This is a genomic window from Pseudomonas sp. JL3 (genome assembly GCF_031570575.1).
In the GTDB taxonomy this organism is placed as follows: domain Bacteria; phylum Pseudomonadota; class Gammaproteobacteria; order Pseudomonadales; family Pseudomonadaceae; genus Aquipseudomonas; species Aquipseudomonas cucumis.
The window spans coordinates 462568-484983 of the sequence record NZ_JAKWJK010000002.1 but is presented as its reverse complement, the minus strand read 5'-3'; the positions used below and the strand labels follow the sequence as shown (position 1 = coordinate 484983).

At 60.9% G+C, this 22416-nt stretch carries 22 protein-coding genes; 7 read left to right on the top strand and 15 right to left on the bottom strand.

Translation table 11 applies throughout. From position 1 onward, the window contains the following. Positions 1-4: 4 nt before the first annotated feature. Entirely contained in the window at positions 5-1402 is a 1398-nt protein-coding gene (locus MMG91_RS05625) for a NarK family nitrate/nitrite MFS transporter (RefSeq protein ID WP_310659000.1), read from the bottom strand. Further along, positions 1380-2684, bottom strand: coding sequence for a nitrate/nitrite transporter (locus MMG91_RS05620; RefSeq protein WP_310658999.1), 1305 nt, complete (start codon positions 2682-2684; stop codon positions 1380-1382). Before MMG91_RS05620 ends, MMG91_RS05625 begins: the two co-directional genes overlap by 23 nt. 304 nt (positions 2685-2988) lie before the next feature. On the opposite strand from MMG91_RS05620, the gene MMG91_RS05615 reads away from it, so the two are divergent. The 4 genes from MMG91_RS05615 (at position 2989) to MMG91_RS05600 (ending at position 6669) form a co-directional block, all read left to right on the top strand. Further along, complete coding sequence (locus MMG91_RS05615; protein ID WP_305445887.1) at positions 2989-4791, top strand: HAMP domain-containing protein; 1803 nt, start codon at positions 2989-2991, stop codon at positions 4789-4791. Then, on the top strand, positions 4788-5435 hold the full coding sequence (narL, locus tag MMG91_RS05610; protein ID WP_052964418.1) for a two-component system response regulator NarL: 648 nt from the start codon (positions 4788-4790) through the stop codon (positions 5433-5435). Before MMG91_RS05615 ends, narL begins: the two co-directional genes overlap by 4 nt. 86 nt (positions 5436-5521) lie before the next feature. Continuing rightward, positions 5522-6196, top strand: a complete 675-nt coding sequence (locus MMG91_RS05605; RefSeq protein WP_305502239.1) for a Crp/Fnr family transcriptional regulator — start codon at positions 5522-5524, stop codon at positions 6194-6196. A 74-nt stretch (positions 6197-6270) separates the two neighbouring features. Next, a complete protein-coding gene (locus tag MMG91_RS05600) occupies positions 6271-6669 on the top strand; it encodes a putative zinc-binding protein (RefSeq protein WP_310658998.1) in 399 nt (132 codons plus the stop codon). An 860-nt stretch (positions 6670-7529) separates the two neighbouring features. On the opposite strand, the gene MMG91_RS05595 is transcribed toward MMG91_RS05600, so the two are convergent. From MMG91_RS05595 to norR, 7 genes are all read right to left on the bottom strand, one after another. After that, entirely contained in the window at positions 7530-7997 is a 468-nt protein-coding gene (locus MMG91_RS05595; RefSeq protein ID WP_305445890.1) for an SCP2 domain-containing protein, read from the bottom strand. Then, positions 7991-8881 (bottom strand): U32 family peptidase, encoded by an 891-nt coding sequence (locus MMG91_RS05590; protein WP_310658997.1) that lies wholly within the window; start codon positions 8879-8881, stop codon positions 7991-7993. The genes MMG91_RS05595 and MMG91_RS05590 overlap by 7 nt, the downstream gene beginning before the upstream one ends. A gap of 10 nt (positions 8882-8891) precedes the next feature. Next, the gene (locus tag MMG91_RS05585; RefSeq protein ID WP_218394681.1) at positions 8892-9887 is read right to left on the bottom strand and encodes a peptidase U32 family protein; all 996 of its coding nucleotides are present in this window, start codon (positions 9885-9887) and stop codon (positions 8892-8894) included. Between the two features lie 132 nt (positions 9888-10019). Further along, positions 10020-11255 carry a gephyrin-like molybdotransferase Glp gene (gene glp / locus MMG91_RS05580; RefSeq protein ID WP_310658996.1) on the bottom strand — a complete coding sequence of 412 codons (1236 nt, stop codon included), beginning with the start codon at positions 11253-11255 and terminating at the stop codon, positions 10020-10022. Beyond that, on the bottom strand, positions 11252-11806 hold the full coding sequence (moaB, locus tag MMG91_RS05575) for a molybdenum cofactor biosynthesis protein B (protein ID WP_310658995.1): 555 nt from the start codon (positions 11804-11806) through the stop codon (positions 11252-11254). Before moaB ends, glp begins: the two co-directional genes overlap by 4 nt. A 167-nt stretch (positions 11807-11973) precedes the next feature. Further along, positions 11974-12621 (bottom strand): pyridoxamine 5'-phosphate oxidase, encoded by a 648-nt coding sequence (gene pdxH, locus MMG91_RS05570; protein ID WP_310658994.1) that lies wholly within the window; start codon positions 12619-12621, stop codon positions 11974-11976. 78 nt (positions 12622-12699) lie between these two features. Further along, a complete protein-coding gene (gene norR, locus MMG91_RS05565; protein ID WP_305502243.1) occupies positions 12700-14229 on the bottom strand; it encodes a nitric oxide reductase transcriptional regulator NorR in 1530 nt (509 codons plus the stop codon). A gap of 154 nt (positions 14230-14383) precedes the next feature. Between norR and ytfE the strand changes: the two genes are divergently transcribed. Further along, on the top strand, positions 14384-15058 hold the full coding sequence (gene ytfE, locus MMG91_RS05560) for an iron-sulfur cluster repair protein YtfE (RefSeq protein WP_305502244.1): 675 nt from the start codon (positions 14384-14386) through the stop codon (positions 15056-15058). 75 nt (positions 15059-15133) lie between these two features. Here the strand turns inward: ytfE and MMG91_RS05555 are convergent, their stop codons facing one another. Both MMG91_RS05555 and MMG91_RS05550 read right to left on the bottom strand, forming a co-directional pair. Then, positions 15134-15571, bottom strand: coding sequence for a hypothetical protein (locus MMG91_RS05555; RefSeq protein WP_310658993.1), 438 nt, complete (start codon positions 15569-15571; stop codon positions 15134-15136). A gap of 28 nt (positions 15572-15599) precedes the next feature. Further along, complete coding sequence (locus MMG91_RS05550) at positions 15600-16790, bottom strand: NnrS family protein (protein ID WP_310658992.1); 1191 nt, start codon at positions 16788-16790, stop codon at positions 15600-15602. A 504-nt stretch (positions 16791-17294) separates the two neighbouring features. On the opposite strand from MMG91_RS05550, the gene MMG91_RS05545 reads away from it, so the two are divergent. After that, positions 17295-17978 (top strand): Crp/Fnr family transcriptional regulator, encoded by a 684-nt coding sequence (locus MMG91_RS05545; RefSeq protein ID WP_008075049.1) that lies wholly within the window; start codon positions 17295-17297, stop codon positions 17976-17978. Continuing rightward, complete coding sequence (locus tag MMG91_RS05540) at positions 17975-18175, top strand: protein DnrP (RefSeq protein WP_095055898.1); 201 nt, start codon at positions 17975-17977, stop codon at positions 18173-18175. The genes MMG91_RS05545 and MMG91_RS05540 overlap by 4 nt, the downstream gene beginning before the upstream one ends. A gap of 23 nt (positions 18176-18198) precedes the next feature. Here MMG91_RS05540 and MMG91_RS05535 read toward each other — a convergent pair whose 3' ends face one another. The 4 genes from MMG91_RS05535 to MMG91_RS05520 all read right to left on the bottom strand — a co-directional run bounded on the left by MMG91_RS05535 (position 18199) and on the right by MMG91_RS05520 (position 22407). Then, positions 18199-20040, bottom strand: a complete 1842-nt coding sequence (locus MMG91_RS05535; RefSeq protein WP_310658991.1) for a VWA domain-containing protein — start codon at positions 20038-20040, stop codon at positions 18199-18201. 78 nt (positions 20041-20118) lie between these two features. Then, entirely contained in the window at positions 20119-21546 is a 1428-nt protein-coding gene (locus MMG91_RS05530; RefSeq protein WP_310658990.1) for a cbb3-type cytochrome c oxidase subunit I, read from the bottom strand. A gap of 3 nt (positions 21547-21549) precedes the next feature. Beyond that, positions 21550-21990, bottom strand: coding sequence for a cytochrome c (locus MMG91_RS05525; protein WP_038982840.1), 441 nt, complete (start codon positions 21988-21990; stop codon positions 21550-21552). Positions 21991-22149: 159 nt separating this feature from the next. After that, the gene (locus MMG91_RS05520; protein WP_305445902.1) at positions 22150-22407 is read right to left on the bottom strand and encodes a cytochrome C oxidase subunit IV family protein; all 258 of its coding nucleotides are present in this window, start codon (positions 22405-22407) and stop codon (positions 22150-22152) included. Positions 22408-22416 lie beyond the last annotated feature (9 nt).

The following is a 22416-nucleotide window of genomic DNA, read 5'->3' as shown; positions in this document are numbered from 1 at the left end:
CGGCTCAGCAGGGTGTCGCGGCGCCTTTGCGCGCGTACCACCACCAGGTCACCACGATGCAGCTCAGGTAAAAGCCGACGAACATGTAGAAGGCCATCTCCGGGCCGCCGGTCTGGGCCATCGAAGTGCCGAAGGATTTGGGAATAAAAAACGCGCCGAAGGCGCCCATGGCCGAACTGAAGCCCAGGACGGCAGCCGATTCCTTGCCGGCATCCTTGAGCGCTTGTTCGCGCACTGCCGGTGGTTTTCCGGCCGAGGCTTTTTCATGTTGGGTGCGGAAGATCACCGGGATCATCCGGAAGGTGGAACCGTTGCCGACGCCGGTGGTGATGAACAGCAGCATGAACATGCCGAGGAAGCCGTAGAAGTTACCGCCCTGGCCGCTTTGCGGCAGAAAGTGCAGAACACCGAACACCATCACGATCATCAACACGAAGTTCCACAAGGTCACTTTCGCGCCGCCGAGCTTGTCCGCCAGCCAGCCACCCAATGGACGTACCAGCGCACCCACCAACGGGCCGAGGAAGGCGAATTTCAAGGCAATCACGTCAGGAAAAGAGGTTTTGATCAGCAGCGGAAACGCGGCGGAAAAACCGATGAACGAACCGAAGGTCGCCAGGTACAACCAGCACATCAGCCAGTTGTGTTTGCGCTTGAAGATCACCGCCTGTTCGCTGAACGAAGCGCGAGCACTGGACAGGTCATTCATGCCGAACCAGGCCAGCACCGTCACCAGGACAATGAACGGCACCCAGATGAAACCGGCGTTTTGCAGCCACAACTGACCACCGTCCGGCAGCGCTTGCGGCGAGCCGCCCATGAAACCGAACACCCCGAAGGTAATCACCAGCGGCACACAGAACTGCATCACCGAGACGCCCAGGTTACCCAACCCGGCATTGAGGCCCAGAGCTGTGCCCTGCTGCGACTTGGGATAGAAGAAGCTGATGTTGGACATGCTCGAGGCAAAGTTGCCGCCACCAAAACCACAGAGCAAGGCAATCAACACGAACACGCTGTAGGAGGTGCTCGGGTCCTGCACGGCGAAGCCCATCCAGATCGATGGCAACAACAGCGACGCGGTGCTCAGGGCGGTCCAGCGACGGCCACCGAAGATCGGCACCATAAAGGAATAGAAAACGCGCAAGGTCGCGCCGGACAACCCCGGCAACGCCGCCAGCCAGAACAGCTGGTCAGTGGTGAAGCTGAAGCCGATGGCGTTCAAACGCACAATCACCGTGCTCCAGACCATCCACACCGCAAAGGCCAACAGCAGCGCGGGGATGGAAATCCACAAGTTGCGCGTGGCGGTCTGTTTGCCGCTACTTCCCCAGAACGCGGGGTCCTCGGGACGCCAGTCATGAATGACCGGGCCTTTGTCAGGCTTTTGCAGAACGGACATGTTCTTCTCCTTGGGCAATGCTGGAAATCGGGGATGGGGTCAGCAGCGGCGCTTTACCCAGCACCGGGCTTTTGCGTATTTCGCTGAAGTACATCCAGGTGAGGGAGACCCAGACCACGCCGTACATCAACATGAAGCAGGAAGAGCGCACGCCGGTGAGGTCCACTAGGGCGCCGAACAGGATCGGCAGCACAAACCCGCCCAGGCCACCGGCGAGGCCGACGATGCCGGACACCGCGCCCATGTTTTTCGGGTAGTCATTGGCGATGTATTTGAAAACCGAGGCCTTGCCGAACGCGAAGGCGATGCCCATGACGAACAGCAGCACGGTGAACAACGCGGGGCTCAGGCCGATGTGGAAATCCACCGGACCGTCGATGGTCTGCACTTGCAGTTGGGTCTGGGGATACGAGAGCAGGAACAGGCAGATCCAGCTGACCCACAACACCCACCAGGTCACGCTTTGCGCACCCCAGCGATCCGACATCCAGCCGCCGACGGCGCGCAGCACGCCACCAGGCAGGGAAAAACAGGCCGCCAACAGCGCCGCGCTTTGCAGGCTGAAACCGTATTCCTGCACGTAGTACTTGGTCATCCACAGAGCCAGGGCGACGTAGCCGCCGAAGACGATCGAGTAGTACTGGCAGTAGCGCCACACCGCAGGGTCTTTCAGCGAGCGCAGTTGCTCACGCAAAGTGGCGCCGTTGGCACTGTGGTGGTCCTTGTTCTCGGCACTGAGGAACCAGAACAGCAGCGCGGTAATGAAGAGGATCGCGCTAAAGACTTTCGGCACCAGTTGCCAGCTGCCGGCGGCGATCAGTGCCGGGGCAAGAAACTTGGTCACCGCGGCCCCGGCGTTACCGGCGCCGAAGATGCCCATGGCGAAGCCTTGATTCTCTTTGTCGAACCATTTGGCGACGTAGGCAATCCCGACCGAGAACGAGCCGCCGGCCAGGCCGACGAACAAGCCCAGCACCAGGAACTGCCAGTAGGTGGTGGCGTGACTGATCAAATACAGCGGCGCGACGCAGGCCAGCATCAGCAGGAAGAACACGCTGCGCCCGCCAAAACGGTCGGTCAGCAAACCCAGCGGCAAACGCACCAATGAGCCGGTCAGCACCGGGGTCGCGGCCAGCAGTCCGAACTGGGTTTCGTTGAGCTGGAGCAGTTCCTTGATCGGCACCCCGAGCACGGCAAACATCATCCAGACCATGAAGCACACAGTGAAGGCCAGCGTGCTCATGCCCAGCACCAAGCCTTGTCGTACACGCGGTTGGGTCACAATGCTCTCCAGTCAGTTAGCCATGGCGGCAGACTAGAGAGGCCAACCCCGCAAAAACTTGACCCATGTCAACGAAGCCCAAGGGGGCATAGGCCTATGCTTGCACTGCCTACCTCTAAGGAGGTAGTGCAGAAAAACCTTAAAAGCCTTTATTTATCAGCTTGTTAAAGGTTTTAACCGACGCTTTTGCTGACAAGGAACTGTCGCCAACTCTTTAGAGGTAGCGCGCCCGGGATCGGCGGCAAAACCCCACGCTGGAACTTTGCATGCTTTGTTTTCTGATCTTTTTCCCGGACCTGAGCCGATGATGCGCTGGTTGCGCAGCTCCCTGCCCGCTCGCGCCGGGCTGGCGGTGATCCTGATCGCCGTACTCGCCCTCGCCAGTTCATTGAGCGCCGGGCTGATCGCCTGGTTCAGTCAGGGCGATGCCGCCGCCATCAACACCGCTGGCTCGGTGCGCATGGAGACCTATCACCTGAGCTGGAAACTGGCCGCGGGTGCAACGCCCTCAGAAATCGCCGCCATCACCGACAGCCTGCAAACCCGTCTCACCAGCCAGTCACTCAAGGCCGTGCTGGAAGATGGCCCAACCGCCGCCCTGCGAGTCAGCTATGGGCACATCCAGCAACAATGGAACGAGGATTTACTCCCGGCACTGCTGCGCGGCGATGCTGCCTACTTTCAGGTCCAGGCCCTGCCCTTCGTTGAACAACTGAACCAGTTCGTCAACCTGTTGCAGCGCCAGAGCGAACAAAAGCAGGGCTGGCAACAGGTGATCCAGGGCCTGGCCTTGTTTACCACCATGATTGTCCTGCTGATCGGTTTGTACGAGTTGCAGTACGGTGTCGTCACGCCCCTCAAAGAGTTGGTGGACGCAACCCAGCGCTTTCGTCGCGGTGACTTCAAGGTGCGGGTCAACCATCAGTCCCAGGACGAACTGGGCCAGTTGGCCACGAGCTTCAACACCATGGCCGAGACGATCGAAGAGTCGCATCGCACCCTGGAAAGTCAGGTCCGGCAGAAAACCCTGAACCTGCAACAGGCCAATGCCGCCCTGGAACTCCTGTATCAAAGCAGCCGAAGCCTGGCCACACGCCTGGCCAATGCCGAAGGCTTGGATGAGTTGATCCGACGCTTCCAGCAACGCCTGCCCGGCTTGCGCCTGTCGCTGTGCCTGCAAGGCCAACTGCAGGCACCGGCCCAACAGCTACTGGCCCTGCATGGCGCGAACATCCGCGAAGTCTGCGCCAGTAGCGACTGCGCCACTTGCCAGAAGCACCATAAAGCCAATCCGCAAGCCTTCAGCATCAGCAACCAGGGCAGTGAGCTGGGTGAGCTCAAGGCGCACTTTGTCGACGGGCATTCCATGCAAGCCTGGGAAACCCGACTGATCCAGGCCCTGGCCAACCTGATCGGCACCTCGCTGTCGCTCAAGCGCCAACGGGAACAGGATCATCGCCTGCTACTGCTCGAAGAACGCACGATCATCGCCCGTGAGCTGCACGATTCGCTGGCCCAGGCCCTGTCTTACATGAAGCTGCAAGTCAGCCGCATGCAGACCCTGATGCGCCGGGGAGAACCGACCCAGACCCTGGAAACCGTCACCGCCGAATTGCGCGAGGGACTGAACAATGCCTATCGCCAGTTACGCGAGTTGCTGACGACTTTTCGTTTGCAGATCCACGACGCGGGGCTGGTGCAGGAACTCAAGGACACCGCCGAGGAATTTTCCCGTCGCGGGGAATTTCAGGTGCATCTGCACGTCGACGCGCTGGCCTTTCAGCTCTCGGCCAGCGAACAAATCCACATTCTGCAGATCACCCGCGAAGCGCTCTCCAACTGCCTGCGCCACGCCCATGCGCAAAACGCCTGGCTGCAACTGCGCCAAGACGGCGAGACAGTCAGGCTGTCGGTCGAAGACGACGGTCGCGGTTTCAGCGGCAACGTCGACCAACGCGAACACCACGGCCTGAACATCATGGATGAGCGGGCTCGCAGCTTGCACGGCCAGCTGCAGATATCTTCCAGGGAACCCCAAGGCACCCGTGTCCAACTGGAATTCCACCCGGAATTTCTCGGGCAGCAAACAGAAGGCAGCACCCTATGACCCCGTCCCCGCAACACAGAATCCTGCTGGTAGACGACCATCCGATGATGCGTCACGGCATTCGCCAGATGCTCGAACTCGAAGATGATTTCCTGATCGTCGGCGAAGCCAGTCAGGGTGAAGAAGCACTCGGCCTGATTGAGCCGCTTCGACCGGATCTGGTCTTGCTCGACAACAACATGCCGCAAATGAATGGCATCGAAACCCTGCGCCGATTACGGGCGATGCACTACACCGGCAAAGTGCTGCTGTTCACCGTGTCGGACGCCGAAGACGATATTCGCGATGCATTGCGGCTGGATGCCGACGGCTATCTGCTCAAGGACATGGAGCCCGAACTGTTGATCCAGTACATCCGCGATGCCTTGAACGGCGCCTTGGTGATCAGCCCCGGCCTGACTCAAGTCATGGCCCAGGCGCTGCGCTCGCCGCCGCGCCAGGCCGTGGTGGAATTGACCGAACGCGAACGCCAAGTGTTGAAAACCATCGCCAGCGGCTTCAGCAACAAGGTCATCGGGCACAAGCTGGGCATCACCGAAGGGACGGTCAAGGTCCACGTGAAAAACCTGCTGCACAAACTCGGCTTGCGCTCGCGGGTAGAGGCGGCAGTGTGGGCCATGGAGCATCTGCGCAGTGCGGGCTGACGGGCATCCCTCCTTGGAGGTAGGCCTGCAGAGGCATAGGTCAATTGGCCTGCGCTCTCTACTATGACGGTCAGCGGAGGTACGCCATGCTGACCCACCCTTCCATCGTTTTAACGTTGCGCCGTCATCATCTGTTCAGCCAACTGCCGGAGAAAGTCTTCGAGGAAGTCTGCGGCCTGGCGATGCTCAAGCGCCTGAGTTGTCACAGCACACTCATGCACCAAGGGGATCCGGCCAGGCGTTTTTTCCTGCTGGTCAGCGGCCAGATCAAGTTGTACCGGCTCACCGGCGAAGGCCAGGAAAACCTGGTGGAGATCATCCAGCCCGGCCAGACCTTTGCCGAAGCCTTGCTGTTCAGCCAGGCCCGGCTCTACCCGGTGAGCGCCACCGCGCTGAAGGACAGCGTGCTGGTGAGTATCGAGGGCAACCATTATCGCAATGCCCTGGAGGACCAGCCGAAAGTCTGCCTGGCGATCCTCGCGAGCATGAGCGTTCACCTGCACCTGCGTCTGCGCGATATCGATACCTTGACCATGGCCAGTGCGACTCGTCGGGTGATCAACTTTCTGTTCCAGGAACGCCACCCGGTGACCGGCCAGATTGTCTTGCAGGTGTCTAAACGCCTGGTGGCGTCGAAGCTTGGGATTCAACCGGAAACCTTCTCGCGGATTTTGCATCGCCTGGTGGAGTGCGGCCTGATCGCCATGGAGCGTCGTCATATCAGCATCCTCGCTGAAGAGGAGCTGACGGCTTTCCAATAGTCGGAATTGACCGCCATCAAGGCGCGATGCCACGCACCTTGCACACTGGCAGCGTCCATCCACGGAGAGTGCAAATGCCCCGTTCAACCCTGCCTTTGGTTTACTCCTGCTCCGGTTGCTCCAACGTCGCCCAACTGGCCAATAGCCTGGCCGTGCGACTGGACCGCAGCGGCCTGGCTGAAATGTCCTGCATCGTTGGTGTTGGCGGGCATGTGGCAGCGCTGGTCAACAAGGCACGCTCGGGGCGGCGGATTTTTGCGCTGGATGGCTGCCCGTTGCAATGCGTTGAAAACTGCCTCAAGCAACATGGGCTGCATGCTGATGTGCATTTGATTCTTAGCCATTACGGGTTGCGCAAGCGCTATGGCGAGGACTGCACGGAGGCTCAGGGGGATGAGTTGTTTGAAGGGATCAAGCAGTTGATTGCCAGTGATGCTCGGCAGCATGAAAGCCGGCAGGAAACGATGGCCTGAAGAACAACAAAAAAACCTGTGGGAGCGGGCTTGCCCGCGATGGCGGACTGATCGCCGACCTATAATTTTGGTCGGGGTACATATCCATTCCTGCGGTAACGGCCACTATTGGTTTCGCTTTTACAGCGAGTCACTTTCGAAAAGCGCGAAAGTAACCAAAGCGCTTTTGCCCCTTTCGTTCGGTGGCTCGCCTGGGCTCGCCATGCCCTCGCTCCGGTCCTGCTCCGTGGGCCCGCCGCCATCGGCCATCCATGGCCGGGGGCGGCTAACCCGGCATCCATGCCGGGTTGCCCACTACGCAGAACCTCCACTCGGCCTCTCGAGGGGGCGAGTACCGCAAAAGCACCGCGAGGCGGCCTACCGGCCGGCCTGCTTCCTCAACGCCTGCGCGTGTTGATCGTTCCCACGCTCCGCGTGGGATTGCATCCCGTGACGCTCCGCGTCACCAGTGCGCAGGACTCAAGTCTTGCGTCGACAGCGGAACGCGGAGCGTCCCCGGCGGCATTCCCACGCAGAGCGTGGGAACGATCAGTGTGGGAACAGCTCCTGTTGCTTTTGCTTTGGCTTTGGCTTTTGATCTTGATCTGCCCCGTCGGAAGGCCGAGCGCAGGTTCTGCGCAGTGGGCACCGCGGCAAGAATGCCGCGGTAGCCGCCCCCGGCCATGGATGGCCGATGGCGGCGGGCCCACGGAGCAGGACCGGAGCGAGGGTACCCTGAGCCTAGGCGAAGGGCCGTACGTCAGGGGCGAAAGCGTTTGGTTACTTTGCGCTTTTCAAAGTAACCCGCCGTAAGGGCGGAACCCAAAGCCGCCGTTACCGCAGAAATGGATATGTACCCCGACCGAAAAACAGGTCGACTATCAGGCCGCCAACCCCTTCCCCGCCCGCTCCAGATTGCGCCACAACCACACAGGCAGCACATCAGGATCCAGACTGTCGATCAGGTTCTTCAACGCCAACCCCAACTCCGTATCACCCTCAATCACCAAACGCCGGCGAAAGAACAGCGTATCCGGATCTTCCTGACGACTCGCCAGCAATAAAAACTCCCGCCAGTTACCACTGATCGTCACATGCGCCATGGCGTGCTCGGCAATTCGCAACCCTTTACCACTGAGGGTCAGGTACCAGGACAACCCCAGATCCGGAATCCGCAGGCACAACCAACGCCCACGCAAAACCTCGAACTCGCCATCGCGCAATGGCTCGGCGAGGCAGCGATTCAGCGCCTGTTGCAACGCCAGGCGCTGCACGGCAAAAGGTACCCGGCGCACCAGCGGCAACAACCGGTCGGCACCTTTCAACAACCACTTTTTTCGATTCAACACAGGCCGACCTCCTCGACACGCAGCATGCCGGCCTGGCCATGCCAATAACCATTGCACCCTTCGACGAACAGCGGCGGCGTCTCGCCCAGACGAACCCGTTGATAGGCGGCGACCACTTCGGCCATGCCCTGGGCGCGAGGGCTCAAGCGCAACAGATCGGCACCGCAGGCCACCAGCCCGGAGTAATCGGCCAGCAGATTGGTCACCTCGGCCGACATCGTTTGAATACCGTTGATGGTGAACAGCGCCTGCCCTTCCTGGCTGGTCAACGCCAGGCCGTCGGGGTAGTTGATGCAGCAAAACTGGCAGTCATCCTTGGGCCGGTTTTCCGCACGGGCGGTGAAGCAGCGGGCGGAATAGGCCAACGGCAAATGCCCATAGGCAAAGATTTCAACTTCCGGCACTGCACGGCCCAGTTCGCGCACCTGCCCGATCACATCACCAATCAGCGCTGCCGAACATTCCACGGGCGGCACCCAACGAGTCATGCCGCTGTCGAGCAATTGCGCCAATGAGTGACCGTTGTACAGATTGAGGGCCGGGCCGCCCACGAACGGCAATTTGCGCTCGGCCAGGAACTGCACCGCGCCCATGTCGTTGGCTTCCACCAGCAATTGGCCGTTGTCGCACAGCCGGCGCAGGCTGGAGAGCTCAGACGCAGCCTCGATCAGCGTCAGGCTGGAAAGCATCAACTGTGCCTGGGTACATTCCTGCAACTCTCGCCCCAGCCCCAGCCATTGATCCAGTGAAAATGCCCGGCGTTTCGAGCACACGGTTTCCCCCAGGTAAATCACGTCCAGGGGCAAGGCCGACATCTCGGCGTAAAAGTTGCTAAGTTGCTCTTTGTCCCAATAAAACAGGACCGGTCCCAGGCTGAGCTTCATGTCGCCTCCCTCATTGCCATGATCGATGATAAGCACCCAAGGTGGTCTGGCTGCCTTCGGACAAACCGGCCAACACCTGACGCCATTCCTCCTTGACCCGAAAACTGCCCGGCGCGCCGCGATGGGCGTCCAGTGCCGCGCGCCAGACGCGGGTGACTTGCTCGACATAGGCCGGGCTGCGTTGGCGGCCCTCGATCTTCACGGCTTCGACACCGATGGCCGTCAGTTCCGGCAGCAAGTCCAGGGTGTCGAGGCTGGTGGGTTCCTCCAGCGCATGAAAGCGTTTGCCGCCGACCAGAAAGCGGCCCTTGCACAAGGTCGGGTAACCGGCCGATTCGTCAGGGGTGTAGCGATCGATCAGGACTTCGCTGAGGCGCGCGCTCAGGCCTTCGGCGTCCTCGCTCCAGCGCACCGCCTTGGCCGGCGAACAGACACCGCACAGGTTCGGCGACTCGCCGGTAATGTAGGAAGACAGATGGCAACGCCCCTCGGCCATGATGCACAAGCTGCCGAAGCCAAACACTTCGATGGGCACCGGGCTGCTGGCGGCGACCTGGCGTACTTGCGCCAACGACAACACTCGCGGCAGCACCGCGCGGCGAATGCCGTAGCGCTGCGCATAAAACTCCAGCGCCGCGGCGTGGGTCGCCGAGCCCTGCACAGACAGGTGCAACGCCAGTTGTGGATGCCGCTGGCTGGCGTAGTTGAGCACCCCGGGGTCGGCGGCGATCAGTGCATCGACGCCGAAATCGGCGGCACGGTCCACCGCTCGCTGCCAGCGCTCCCAGCCCTTGGGTTGTGGGTACGTGTTGACCGCGACGTAGAGTTTGCGTTGATGCTGGCGAATGTGGGCGACGGCGGCGTCGAACTGCTTGTCGTCCATGTTCAGCCCCGCGAAATGCCGGGCGTTGGTGTCATCGCGAAAGCCGACATAGACGGCATCGGCGCCTTGGCGCACCGCCGCTTTAAGCGCAGGCAGGTTCCCTGCCGGGCAGACCAGTTGCATGGGTAATCCTCATGAAAAAACGCGTCCGGGCCATCGCCTGATGCCCATGACGCGAGGGTCCGGGGCGTTCGAAAAAGGCGCTGCCAGTCTAGCGAGACCGGCAGGCACGGCCTTGACGGCAATCAATTGCCATCAATGCATCAGGTCGGCGAAGGACAGGAACATCACGTTGTCGTGCTTGAGCACTTGCTGCTCGCACTCAATCACCGCCAGCCCATCGGCCCAGCACGCGGCGGTCAACATGGCCGAGCTTTGCTGAGGGTGCAGTTCCACGCTCAACTGGCCGTCGGCGCCGGACGTCAATCGGGCCCGCAGGTACTGTCGACGCTTGTTACGCTGCATCCAGTCAAACCCGGCTGGCACGGCCAACGGCACCGGCAGCACGTCAGTCACGCCTTGGGCCCTGAGCAGGAACGGACGCACCACCACCAACGCGGTGATCAGCGCCGCCGAAGGATTTCCCGGCATGCCGATCCAGGGTTTGCCGGCCACTTCGCCAAAAGCCAGTGGCTTGCCCGGCTGGATGGCCAGCCGCCAGAAATCCACGTTGCCCAGTTCCTCGATCGCCTGTTTGAGGTGATCTTCCTCGCCCACCGACACGCCACCGGAACTCAACAGCAGGTCGCATTCAGAAGACGCCAGGCTCAAGGCATGCCGGCTGGCCGCCAACTCATCGACCATGACGCCATAGTCGTGCACCTCGACGCCCCAGCCGCGCAACAACGCGGCGAGACAATACCGGTTGCTGTTGTAAATCTGCCCCGGCGCCAAAGGTTCGCCCGGTTCACGCAGTTCATTTCCGCTGCTGAGCAAGCACACCTGCAACGGCCGATAGACCTCGACCCGCGCGATCCCGGCGCCAGCCAGCAACCCCAGTTCTTGTGCGCGCAGGCGTTTGCCGGCCTTGAGCAACAAATCCCCGCGACGAACTTCCTCGCCCTCCTTGCGCACATGATCGCCAACGGATACAGGCGGCAACCAGACGCGCTCGCCCTCGACCCGGCAGCGCTCTTGCGGCACGACGGTATCGGCACCCGGCGGCAATGGCGCGCCGGTAAAGATCTGCACCGCTTGCTGCGCGAGCAAGGGTGAACACGCTTGATCCCCCGCCGCAATGCGCCCGCCAATCGATAAACAGCCACCCGCCTGGGGCAGGTCAGCCGCCCTGAGGGCATAACCGTCCATGGCGCTGTTGTCCCAGGCGGGCAGGTTCACCGGGGAATGAATGTCCGCCGCCAGCACCCGCCCCATGGTTTGATCCAGACAGACCATATGCGCCAGGGGCGGCGGCGGTGCCTGGTCCAGCAGACGGCTGATGGCCTCGTCCACCGGCATCAGGTTGCCGATGTCGCATACCCGACCGGTCATGAGCGTGTCCCGCAGGCGTCGATGACCCGCTGCGCTTGCGGTTTCAAATGCGGGGCGAAATTGCACGGGCCGGTGCGACTGTCCAGTTGTTCGAGCAGGATCTTGTTCCAGGCCGTTCGGCAGGCTCCCGGCGAGCCTGGCACGCAGCACACCAGTACGCCGTTACTCATGCCGGCCAATGCCCGGGACTGCAGACTGGACATGCCGATCTCCTCCAGCGACACCTGCCGAAACAGTTCGCCGAAGCCTTCAACGTGCTTGTCCAGCAATGGCAAGACCGCTTGCGGTGTGTTGTCGCGAGCGGTGAAACCGGTGCCGCCGGTCATCAACACCACTTGCACCGCAGGGTCGGCGATCCACCGGGAAACGGTGGCGCGGATCTGATAAATGTCGTCCTTGACCAGCTCACGATCGATCAACACATGCCCGGCGGTTTGCAGCAAATCCGTCAGGGTCTGTCCCGACGTGTCGGTGTCAAAAGTGCGCGTATCGCTGATGGTCAGTACGGCAATGTTCAGGGGTTCAAACGTGCGTTGCGCCAGATGGGCCATATCCAGGTCTTCCCGTAGATGAGGGTATGGCCCGAAGCCTGAACCGGAATAGCGAGCGAGCCTATTCCTCCAAGGAGGTACCTCGACAGGGGGGACAATGGAGTGAATAACCGTAGCAGCTGGCGAAGCCTGCGTTCGGCTGCTGCTACGGGGAATTCATTCGTCGCTCAAGGCGCCAAGCGATTCCGTTGCCAAGCACCATCGCGCAACCGGTAATCGAGTCGATCATGCAAACGGTCGGCCCGCCCCTGCCAGAACTCCAGACGTTCAGGGCGCAAGCAGTAGCCGCCCCAATGCTCGGGGCGCGACACAGTTTGGCCGACGAAGCGTTTGATGGTTTCAGCCAGCATGGATTCCAGCGCTGCGCGGCTGGCCAACGGACGACTCTGCGGTGACGCCCAGGCCCCCAGGCGACTGGCCATGGAACGAGTATCGAAGTACGCATCCGACAACGCCGGATCGAGCCTGGACACTTGCCCTTCGATACGCACCTGACGCTCCAGTCCCGGCCAGAAAAACGTCATCGCAGCATAGGGGTTGGCGGCCAGTTGCTGCCCCTTGTCGCTCTGATAGTTGCCGAAGAACGTAAAACCTTCATCACTCAAGCCCTTGAGCAGCAGAACCCGACAGTGCGGCCGCCCTTCAGGGTCGACCGTCGCCAGCACCATGCTATTGACCTCGACAGGTGCGCACTCGGTGTCGCGAGCCTGTTGCAGCCACTGCCGGAACATCGCCAGCGGATCATCCAGCGCAGCTTCATCTTGCAGACCATTGAGGGTGTAGTTGCGGCGCATCTGAGCCAGGGAAAGGGGCATGACGGTGATCTCCGGAAGGTTTTACGCAGTGTGCGAGGCACTGCGCAAAGCCACCTTGACCGCCATCAACACTGTCGCCTACTTGAGACGCAGACGCCGCGCCAGTTTGTGCAGGTTGCTGGGGTCGATTTCCAGGATTCGCGCAGCGCTGGCCCAGTTTTCCCCGGACAGGCTCAAGGCCTGGAGGATTTTCTTGCGCTGGTAATCGTCGACGGCTTCGCCCAGGGGCTGGAACGGCAGATCAGCCGTAACGTCCGGGGATGATTCGACCACCGTCCCCGATGCCGCCATCGCGCTGTCGAGATCGAGAATTTCAGGCTCCAGCGTCATGATCAACGCGCGACTCGTCCCGCGACTGAGCTGCTTCAACGCAGCCCGACTGATCACGTGTTCAAGTTCGCGCACATTGCCCGGCCAGGTATAAAGCAGCAGCGCGCGTTCGGCCGCCGGCGACAGGCGCAAACCACGCAGGCCGAGCCGCGCCCGATTGAGTTCAAGGAAATGCCCGGCCAGCATCAACACATCGTTACCGCGTTCGCGCAAGGGCGGAATCGGCACCGGGTACACCGAGAGCCGGTGATACAGATCGGCGCGAAACAAGCCGTCGCGGATGCTGTCCGGCAGGTGCCGGTTGGTGGCGGCGATGATGCGCACATCGACATGCAGCGGTTTGTCGGCACCGAGGCGCTGGATCTCGCCGTTCTGCAGAGTGCGCAACAACTTCGCTTGCACACTCAAGGGCAACTCCCCGACTTCATCGAGAAACAGCGTGCCACCGTTGGCGGCATCGAAGCGTCCGGCACGGTCACTGGTGGCGCCGGAAAAGGCGCCTTTGACATGCCCGAACAACTCACTCTCTGCCAGCGACTCCGGCAAGGCGGCGCAGTTAACGTGTATCAGCGGTTTGTGGTGGCGCCGTGAAAGACGATGCAAGCGCCGGGCGAACAGCTCTTTGCCGACGCCGGTCTCGCCCAACAACAATACCGGCAGATCGGAGTCGGCCAGCACATCCAGCTCATTGAGCAACTGATGCAACACCTCACTTTGCCCGAGGATCTCGCCCTCCTCGACCGGCATGCGCAAGTCCTGGGGATCGCTGCGGGACAAACGCAAGCTGCGGTTTTCCTGTTCCAGACGGGTAACCCGCACAGCGGCTTCGATCTGCAACGTGCAGCGCTTGAGCTCTTCCCGCGCGCGGCTGTCGAAGGTCCCGGCGTGCAGCGCATCGAGGGTGATCGCGCCCCAGATCCGCCCCTCGACATACAGGCTCACGCCCATGCAGTCATGCACCGGCAGCGGTTCGCCGACATGGTTGTCGAGCAAGCCGTCGTAGGGGTCCGGCAGGCGACTGTCGGGTTCGAACCAGGTCGGCTCGCGCGACGCCATGATTGCCGCCAGCCGCGGATGCTGGGCGATGACGAACCGGCGCCCCAACGCTTCATGAACCAGCCCCACCGTCGCAACGGGCCTGAGGCTGTCGTCATCCAGACGCAGCAAACCCACGGCGCCACTGTTGAAGTATTCGCGCAGGGTATGGACCAATCGTTGCAACCGCACAGCATTGGGCAGCTCGACAATCAGGTCGGCTGCCAGGCTTTCTCGCAGCATGGTAGTAATCACCCTCTATGGTTGGATTCACCCTAAAGCGTCAGGGTGCCTATCACCACAACTAAAAATTAATCCTTGTTTTTCAATCAGTTGAACATGGCATGCCGGATGCAATAGATCAGGGGAACCGTTGAAACCCAAACAAGGAACCCTGATGAGCCAGACCCTATTGGAACAAAGCCTCGGCCAACTGGCCTGCGACATTCCCGGTGCCACCCGGATCTTCCATACCTTCAAACTGGACTTCTGTTGCGGCGGGCATAAAAGCCTGCGTGAAGCGGCCCTTGGCAAACACCTCGACCCGGTCCTCATTGCCGACGCCCTGAACATTCTGCAAGACGCCGGCGAAACCCAGCACGACTGGCGCAACGAACCTTTGGAACTGTTGATCGCCCACCTTCTGACGCGCTATCACGCCCGTCACCGCGAGCAATTGCCGGAGCTGATCCGTCTGGCCCGCCGCGTCGAGCAGGTCCATGGTGCGCGCAGCAGCTGCCCCAACGGCCTGGCCGATCTGCTGACCGACATGCAACAAGAACTCGAAGGCCACATGCTCAAGGAAGAACAGGTGCTGTTCCCGATGCTGCAACAAGGCATCGGTGCTCAAGCGGCTCCGCCGATTCAGGTGCTGCGTTTCGAACATGATCAACATGGTGAAGCACTGGAGAAAATGCTCGCCCTGACCAATCACATCATCCCGCCTGCCGATGCCTGTAACACCTGGCGTGCCCTTTATCGCGGGCTGCTGGAATTCAAGGATGACCTGATGCAACACATTCATCTGGAAAACAACGTGCTGTTCATCAATGCCCTGAACCCTCGCCATTGATCGATCGACAGTCACACCCAACCCGCGGCAGCCCACCGGTTGACGCGGGTTTTGTTTATCCGGAACTGCTTGTGATCAACCGTGCCAATAGAACATCGCCTTGGCCAGGATCACGATCAACACCATGTGCCCGAGGATGCTGCGGCGAATCCAGCTGGCGCGAGTCGCGGTCAGGCGCGCATGGGTCAGCCAATAGGCCAACAGCAAGTAATGACCGATGATGCTCAGGGCCAGGATGATCTTCAGGCTCAGCAACGTACCAAAGCTGCTGGCCAGCGGCTGACTCAATGCGCCCCGGTACTGCCACGCCAGGCCGACGCCAGCGCCATACAACAGCAACACCACGCCATGCAGCACCTTGCGCGAGCGCACGGCAATCGCCTGATCCGCCGTGGATTGCGCGGTATCCGCCAACTGCTGACGGGCGCGATGCCAGATAACCACCTCGAAAAACAACGTGCCGATGAAGGCAATCGCTGCCAGCAGGTGTGTGACCAGTAAAAAGGGATACATCAGCGCCAGCCTCTGTCAGTTCGCGTGCTCATCCCGGATGACCGTCCACCCGGGCCCGCAACAGCATCGGCCCATAGCGCCAGACATACAGCGCAAACGCCAACGCCCAGCACAGACCGGCCAGCCACAATGCCGGCAAGGGAAAGAACTCGACCAACACGACCCGGCTCAGGCACGCCAGGTTGAGCAAGATGAACGCCAGGGTCATGCCAGGCGGCGGCTCCAGCGCACGGCCGGTATGCCCGAGGCTGACCCGGGCGATCATCGCCAGCACCAGGCCGCCCATCGCCCCGATGGTCAGGCAATGCACTGCCAGGCTCGGATTAATCGGCACGCCGAAATGCCACAGCGCCATCCCGAGACACGCCACCGCCAACCAGCCATAAGCCAGGTACAACGACCACAGCAACGGCACGTGCCAGAGGGCGCGATCATGCCAGCGAACCAGGCGCACCAGATGCCCTGCGGCCAACACGGCGAACAACAGGCCCACCCAGAGATTGGGGGCAAGCGCAGGTCCGGCGGCATATAACAACGCCACGAGGGGCGAGCCAATCAGCAACAGCCAATCCAGCCATGGCCAAGGGGCAACGCCATCGACCTTGCCGAGGCCACGCTGGATGAAGAACGGAATCACCCGCCCGCCGATCAACCCCATCATCGCAGCCACCAGCCAAATGCCGGTCAGCACGCCTTGGCGCTGCAAGCCTTCATGCCCCTCGACCAGGCCATACAGGGACAACCCGTCGGCCGCGGCCAACAGCAGCAGAACCACCACAATCGGGTAGTTACGTTTCTGCCGCACCTTCCACAAGGTGAAGCCCATGAGCACCGCCACCGCCAACGGGAACGCCAGCTCAAGCACGGCAAGCAACGGCCACGGCGCATTGGCCAGCCAGGCCGCCCGCGCCAATAACCACAGCAACGCCAGCGCGGCCAACGGTTTGCCGCTGAGGCCGGGGCGACCGGTCCAGGTCTGCACCGCCGTCAGCAGAAAGCCCGCGATAATCGCCAAACCGAACCCGAACAGCAATTCATGCCGATGCCAGCCCAGCCAACCACCCGCCGGCTGCCAGTCCGACACCGAACCGCTAAAAGCCGCCAGCCACAGCGGAATGAACAGCACCGCCAACAGGGAGCCGGCGAGGAAAAACGGCCGAAAGGCCAGCCGAAACAGCGGCGTGATTGCCATCGCTTTACGGCGGTCAAGCACTTGCATAAAACCACTCCTCTGCCTTGTTGCCGACCTGGCGCCGACTCGCAGGCGCCGAGGTAAATCCAGGGGCAATCATCGGGCATTACCGATCCCTTGCCTTTGTCGCAGATCAAGTGTGCAAGGGGCGTGCCCCGATGCTCATTCGCCCCCCTGTAGCGAGAGGACTTACCCTTGTGGGAGCGAGCCTGCTCGCGCAAGGGTGATGGGTTCAGGGTACAAACGACCCTTTGATGGTCATTTAAACCCTAAAGATCACGGTATTTTTTACCCTGATTGCTGACAGCCCCAATAAACAAGGCCCTCCACGCCTGGCCCGCGTCTTGCTCTGCATGGGCAACCTTTTAAAAATCCTGGATCCCTCTCGATTACCCGGAGTCGTCATGAAAAAAGTCATCCAGCCACTGGCCTGGTTTGTTGTGCTGACCTCAATCCTGGCCTTGGCCAGCGGCGTTTCCCTGGGTCTCGTCTGACCTGATCCCCCCTTCTCAATCTTCAGGATGAATTCTCATGGTGCTTCATCGCGTCCATCACCAGATTCTGCGCAGTCATCATTTGTTCGAGCCATTGAACGAAGAACAGCTGGATGAATTGATGAGTACCAGCCACTTGTTGAGCATCGACAAGGGCGAGCCATTGTTCCGTCAGGGTGAGCCGGCCGATTCGTTCTATTTCATCATTGCCGGCGCGGTGAAAATCTACCGGCTGACACCCGATGGGCAGGAGAAAGTGTTTGAGGTCATCAGCGATCGGCAAACCTTCGCCGAGGCGATGATGTTGATGGACACCCCAAACTATGTGGCCTCGGCCGAAGCCATCTGCCCCACCCAGCTCTACCGGTTATCCAACAGCACTTACATGCGTCTGCTGCAGAGCAACAGTCGGCTGACCTTTGCACTGCTGGGCAAGCTCTGCGTTCGCTTGCATCAACGGGTCAACGAAATCGAGACCCTGTCACTGAAAAACGCCACCCACCGGGTCGTGCGTTATTTGCTGACGCAACTGGTGCGGCAGCAAACCGTAGACAGCCAATTCGAGCTGCCGATGGCCAAGCAACTGATTGCCGGGCATCTGTCGATCCAGCCGGAAACCTTTTCGCGGATCATCCGTCGCTTGATCGATGAAAACATCATCACTCAGGACGGCCGTCAGATCGCCATTCTTGATCGCTTGCGCCTGGAACAGTTCGAGTGAGTGCCATGCCCGTCTGCCTGTACTGCCAACACGCCAACCCACCACAAAAAGTCGAGTGCCGCCAATGCGGCATGCCCCTGCCGGCATTGGCCGCACACGCGGCGCAACGTCGGTTGCGCCGATTCAAGTGGTTCTGCATCGGCCTGACAATCTTCTGCGTGACGATGTTTTTCTGGCTGCCGCGCAGCATCAGCTGATGCTGCGTTGATCAAACCGGGGTTCAAGGCTGGGTCAGCTGGCGATACAACTGCGGCAGACGCAGCGGTAACTGCTCGGGCTGACGGATCAAGGTGAAACCATTGGCGCCGAACATGTACGGCAGGTAATCCCCGGCCTCGCGATCGATCGTGATACAGAACGGCGTCAGCCCCTGACGCCGCGCCTCCAGCACCGCCTCGCGGGTGTCTTCGACACCGTAGCGCCCTTCATACAGATCCAGATCATTCGGTTTGCCGTCCGTTAGCAGCAGCAACAGTTTGCTGCGCCGCTTGCTGTTGCCCAGCAATTGCGTGGCCTGGCGAATGGCGGCGCCCATGCGCGTGTAATACCCAGGCTTGAGCCCTTGAATGCGGCCTCGAGTGTTGTCGTCATAACGCTGGCTGAACGCCTTGAGTTCCTGCATGCGCACTTGCTGACGACGCAGCGAGGAAAACCCGTACAAGGCGAAATCATCGCCCAGCACCGACAGGGTTTCGCCGAACAGCAGCAGGCTGTCGCGGATGACATCGATGACGCGATGTTCATCGTTCAGGTGGGCGTCGGTGGACATCGACACATCGGCCAGCAACAGGCACGCCAGGTCGCGGCGGGTCTGTCGTTGCTCCATGAACAGACCGCGTTCGGCACACTGGCCATGCTCGCGCTCAACGTGAAAATCCAGCCAGGCCTGCATGTCCAGCTCAGAGCCCTGGGGTTGTTGGCGCAACCATTGACGGTCATTGCGCAGGTGCTCGAACTGGCGCCGCAAGCGATGCGCCGAGGCCTTCAACCGTAATGGCAGCGGCTGTGCCTCACAATCACGAGGCACCATCATTTGCAGATTGACGAAGCTGTCCTGCATCTGTTGTTTACGGTAGTCCCACTCCGGCAACTTGATGCCTTCGCCAAGGGGAATATCGTCGACATCGGCCGGTGGCAAATCCAGGTGCAGCTTGAGACCGCCGCCCTTGCGCAGGCGAGTGCGCGACAGGGTCAGTTCATCCAGGTCGTCGGCGACTCGGGCAGCGTCCGGGTCTTCGCTGTCATCCGACCAGCGATCCAGGTCGACGTGCTCGGTCCAGCTGAACAGGTTCTCCAGACGTACCACCAACAGCCCGCCATCGCGGGTGCTTTCGTCGATCCGCGTCGCGCGTTTACGCCCGCCTTTCTGTTCGCCGGGCGGCGTGGTCAACGACTCTTCGGATTCATCGCCCAGATCGGCAGCCTGCGGGCTGGCGAGGTTTTGTGGCGGGTACAACCACAGCGGCAACGGCCAGGCGGCCCGTTCGCTGCGGGGGAAATGTTCGACACTGCCAGGTTCGCGCAACGCCTGACATAACGCCCGCTCCAAAGCCGCTTCGCCGGCATTCAACGAGGCCGGATCGGGGCGCAATTGCAGATGGGCATCGACCAGTCGTTTGTAACGAGCACGCAGCGCGGGATAGCGTCGCAGCAGCTGTTGCGTCCAGCGTTGATTGTCCCGACCCCAGTGACGCATCTGACCGGCCTGTGCCGCCAGCAACGCGAGCCAGCGATAGAGCTCCTCATTCAATGCGACTTCAGGGAAGACCGCCAGGCTCGACGGCAGGCGCAGGTTCGTCGCGTCGCACCACGCCAACGGCACTTGTTTGCAGGTACCGGCGATCTGCTGCAACACGTTGCGCCGCAGCAGCAGGTCGCGGTCGCTGGCGGCTTCCACTCCGATGCCATTGGCACCGCCCATGGCACGAAACAACAGCGCCAGCGGGCGTTGCTGGCTGGCCAGTTCAACCCGTGCTTCAGGGAAGTCCGGGCTGGCACGCCGGGTAATGAAACGATGCCAGACACTGCCTACCCACTCTTCCAGTTCGACGGTAAACGCCATGATGCTTGCCCTTCCTGGAAACCAAAAAAACGGCCCGCTGTATCAGCCGGGCCGACCTTTTCTAGCCATTGCACTCGTTCATGAAGGTACAACCGCAGCCGGGGCGCGCAAGGCTGCGCGGCCACGTTGCTTGAAGCTGAGCAGGTAGCACAGCAACCCGGCGAAGAAGCCGAGACCGGCGCCCAGACGGGCCCAGAACAGCACCTGCAGATGTTCGACCGTGGCCATGAATGGCAACGCAATCCCGTCGGCCTGCCAGCGTTGCAGGTAAACCTGGACGACACCGGCAGCGGTCAGGAACAGCGTGATCATCACCATCGACAGGGTCATCAACCAGAAGCCCCAGATTTCGAAGGTCTGCGAACGCTCGTCAGCGGCTTCACCCAGCCCGCGCAAACGCGGCATGGCGTAGCTGATCAAGGTCATCACGATCATCGCGTAAGCACCGTAGAAGGCCAGGTGACCGTGCGCCGCCGTCAGTTGCGAACCGTGGGTGTAGAAGTTGACCGGTGCCAGGGTGTGCAGAAAACCCCAGACGCCCGCACCGAAAAACGCGGTGACCGTCGTGCCCTTGGCCCACAGTGTGGCGGCGCGGTTCGGGTGTTGCCGGCGACGGTTCTTCACCATGCTGAAGGCGAATATCACCATGGCCAGGAACGGTAGCGGTTCGAGTGCCGAGAAGATCGAGCCGACCCACAACCAGACCTCGGGCGCACCGATCCAGAAGAAGTGGTGACCGGTGCCGATGATCCCGGTAATCAGCGCCATGGCGATGATCACGTACAGCCATTTCTCCACGACTTCCCGGTCGACACCGGTGATCTTGATCAGGACAAAAGCGAGCATCGAACCCATGATCAGTTCCCACACGCCTTCCACCCAAAGATGCACCACCCACCACCAGTAGAACTTGTCGCGGGCCAGGTTGCCGGGGTTATAGAAGGAGAACAGGAAGAACACCGCAAGGCCGATCAGCCCGGTCATCATCACCATGCTGACGGTGGTCTTGCGACCTTTGAGCAGGGTCATGCCGATGTTGTAAAGGAAGCCCAGACACACCACCACAATGCCCATCTTGGTGATGGTCGGCTGCTCCAGGAACTCCCGGCCCATGGTCGGCAGCAACTCGTTGTGGGTCAGTTTGGCCAGCCCCGCATAAGGCACCAGCAGATAGCCAAGGATCGTCAGCACGCCCGCGGCGGCGAATACCCAGAACAGGATGATCGCCAGCTTGGGGCTGTGCAGTTCGCGGTCGGCCTCTTCCGGAATCAGGTAGTAGGCAGCGCCCATGAAGCCGAACAGCAGCCAGACGATCAGCAGGTTGGTGTGCACCATCCGCGCCACGTTGAAGGGAATGATCGGGAACAGAAAGTCTCCGATCACGTATTGCACACCCATGATCAAACCGAACAGCACCTGACCGAGAAACAGTATCAGGGCGAACACGAAGTACGGTTTGGCCACGGCTTGTGAGGCGAATTTCAGATGCGGATTAGCAATGCTCATCTCTCAGCCCTCCTTGTTTGGCGGCCAGCCATTGGTGTTGATGTTCGAGCTCCATTTGAGGAACTCGGCGATGTCATCCACCTCTTGCTCGCTCAACTTGAACTGCGGCATCGCTCGCCGGCCCGGTACGCCCAGCGGCTGCATTTTCATCCAGGCATGCAGAAAGGGTTTGAAACCCGCCTCCCCGCCGCGCCGCTGAAACACGTTGCCCAGCTCAGGCGCAAAGTAGGCACCCTCGCCCAGCAGCGTGTGGCAGCCGATGCAGTTGTTTTGCTCCCAGACCGTCTTGCCGCGGATCACGGATTCGGTTAACTGCGCTTCATTGCTGCGCTCTGGAAAGGTCTGTTCCGTGTGATAGGTCAAGGCCAGGAATATCAGGAAGAAGAAGATGCTTCCCCCGAAGTAGATGTTCCTGGCCATGCCTTTGGTGAAGGTCTCTGACATGGTCGCTTCCTCTTTGCTTGGCGTGCCCATGATAGAAAGCGAAGGGTTGAAAGCTGCTTGATGGCGATCAAGAAAGGCAGATGGTTTTGGTCGGGTAATACGCTTAAGTCGCACTCGGTCCATGTAGCAGCTGGCTTCGCCAGCTGCTACATGGATTGGTTAACCGACTGAAACCAGCGTCAGCCCTACAATGGCGGCCAACACCAACGCCCAGCTCACCATCAACCGGCGCCACAATCGCGGGGCATGGCGCATCTCCATAAAGCCATCGGCAATCAACCAGGCCTTGCCAACCGCCACCAGCAAAATGGCCACCGACAGCAGCCACGTCGCGCCCATCTGTGCCAGCACCACCGTGCACACGCTTAACGTGGCCAGCGCGGCCCAGCAGACCAGCAAAAACCTGGAAGCCGACATCGGAACCTC